Annotated in this window: 1 protein-coding gene; it reads left to right on the forward strand. The window is 61.2% G+C overall.

Annotated features, from left to right (window positions below):
- The coding region (locus AC0ZZU_RS23950; RefSeq protein ID WP_476343916.1) for an immunoglobulin-like domain-containing protein at positions 1 to 2,324 on the forward strand (2,324 nt) is incomplete at both ends.

The raw sequence follows: 2,324 nt of genomic DNA on the forward strand, positions 1-2,324 counted from the left end.
GAATACCGAAGATGCCTTTGTTGATGCCAGCACCCTGGTGGCTGAAGTCATCACCGCTACCGGCGGCAACTTCGAGAAGCTGGAGACCGGCGCCAAGGCTACCGCCACGATCGAAGATACCGAAAGCCCGGTTTCCATCGAGGTCACGGCCGATGCCGCCACCGAAGCCGATGCCAAGGTCACGTTTAACTTCCAGACCGGCCAGACCCCACAGGGCACTACTCCGGTGGTGCTGACGGTGAAGGTCGGCAACGACACCCATACCGTCACCCTGGATGAAACCGGCCACGGCACCCTGTCGGTGGACAACCCGAATACCGAAGACGCCTTTGTCGATGCCAGCACCCTGGTCGCCGAAGTCATGACCGCCACCGGTGGCAATTTCGAGAAGCTCGAAACCGGTGCCAAGGCTACGGCCACGATCGAAGATACCGAAAGCCCGGTTTCCATCGAAGTGACGGCCAATGCCGCCACCGAAGCCGACGCCAAGGTCACCTTCAACTTCCAGACCAGCCAGGCTCCGCAGGGCACTACTCCGGTGGTACTGACCGTCAAAGTTGGCGATACCACCCACACCGTCACCCTGGACGAAACCGGCCACGGCACCCTGTCGGTGGATAACCCGAACACCGAAGACGCCTTTGTCGATGCCAGCACCCTGGTCGCCGAAGTCATTACCGCCACGGGTGGCAACTTCGAGAAGCTGGAGACCGGCGCCAAAGGCACGGCCACCATTACCGATACCGAGAGTCCTGTTTCGGTAACCGTGACCGCAAACGCGGCCACCGAAGCTGACGCCAAGGTCACCTTCAACTTCCAGACCAGCCAGACTCCGCAAGGCACTAGTCCGGTGGTACTGACCGTCAAAGTTGGCGATACCACGCACACCGTCACCCTGGACGAGACCGGCCACGGCACCCTGTCGGTGGACAACCCGAATACCGAAGACGCCTTTGTCGATGCCAGCACCCTGGTCGCCGAAGTCATTACCGCTACCGGTGGCAACTTCGAGAAGCTCGAAACCGGCGCCAAGGCTACGGCCACCATTACTGACACGGAGTCGTCCGTCGGTATTACGGTCACCGCCAATGCCGCCACCGAAGCCGATGCCAAGGTCACCTTCAACTTCCAGACCAGCCAGGCCCCGCAAGGCACTACCCCGGTGGTGCTGACGGTGAAGGTTGGCGATACCACCCACACCGTAACCCTGGATGAAACCGGCCACGGCACCCTGTCGGTGGATAACCCGAACACCGAAGATGCCTTTGTCGATGCCAGCACCCTGGTCGCCGAAGTCATTACCGCCACGGGTGGCAACTTCGAGAAGCTGGAGACCGGCGCCAAAGGCACGGCCACCATTACCGATACCGAGAGTCCTGTTTCGGTAACTGTGACCGCAAACGCGGCCACCGAAGCTGACGCCAAGGTCACCTTCAACTTCCAGACCGGCCAGGCTCCGCAGGGCACTACTCCGGTGGTGCTGACGGTGAAGGTCGGTAACGACACCCATACCGTCACCCTGGATGAAACCGGCCACGGCACCCTGTCGGTGGATAACCCGAACACCGAAGACGCCTTTGTCGATGCCAGCACCCTGGTCGCCGAAGTCATTACCGCCACCGGTGGCAATTTCGAGAAGCTCGAAACCGGTGCCAAGGCTACGGCCACGATCGAAGATACCGAAAGCCCGGTTTCTATCGAAGTGACGGCCAATGCCGCCACCGAAGCCGACGCCAAGGTCACCTTCAACTTCCAGACCAGCCAGGCTCCGCAGGGCACTACTCCGGTGGTACTGACCGTCAAAGTTGGCGATACCACCCACACCGTCACCCTGGACGAAACCGGCCACGGCACCCTGTCGGTGGATAACCCGAATACCGAAGACGCCTTTGTCGATGCCAGCACCCTGGTCGCCGAAGTCATTACCGCTAGCGGCGGCAACTTCGAGAAGCTGGAGACTGGCGCCAAGGCCACGGCCACGATCGAAGATACCGAAAGCCCGGTTTCCATCGAAGTGACCGCCAATGCCGCCACCGAAGCCGACGCCAAGGTCACCTTCAACTTCCAGACCGGCCAGGCTCCGCAAGGCACTACCCCGGTGGTGCTGACGGTGAAGGTCGGCGATACCACGCACACCGTCACCCTGGATGAAACCGGCCACGGCACCCTGTCGGTAGATAACCCGAATACCGAAGACGCCTTTGTCGACGCCAGCACCTTGGTCGCCGAAGTCATCACCGCTAGCGGCGGCAACTTCGAGAAGCTCGAAACCGGTGCCAAGGCCACGGCCACCATTACTGACACGGAGTCGCCCGTCGGTATTA

The sequence above is a fragment of the Pseudomonas sp. JE3303 genome (genome assembly GCF_056312565.1).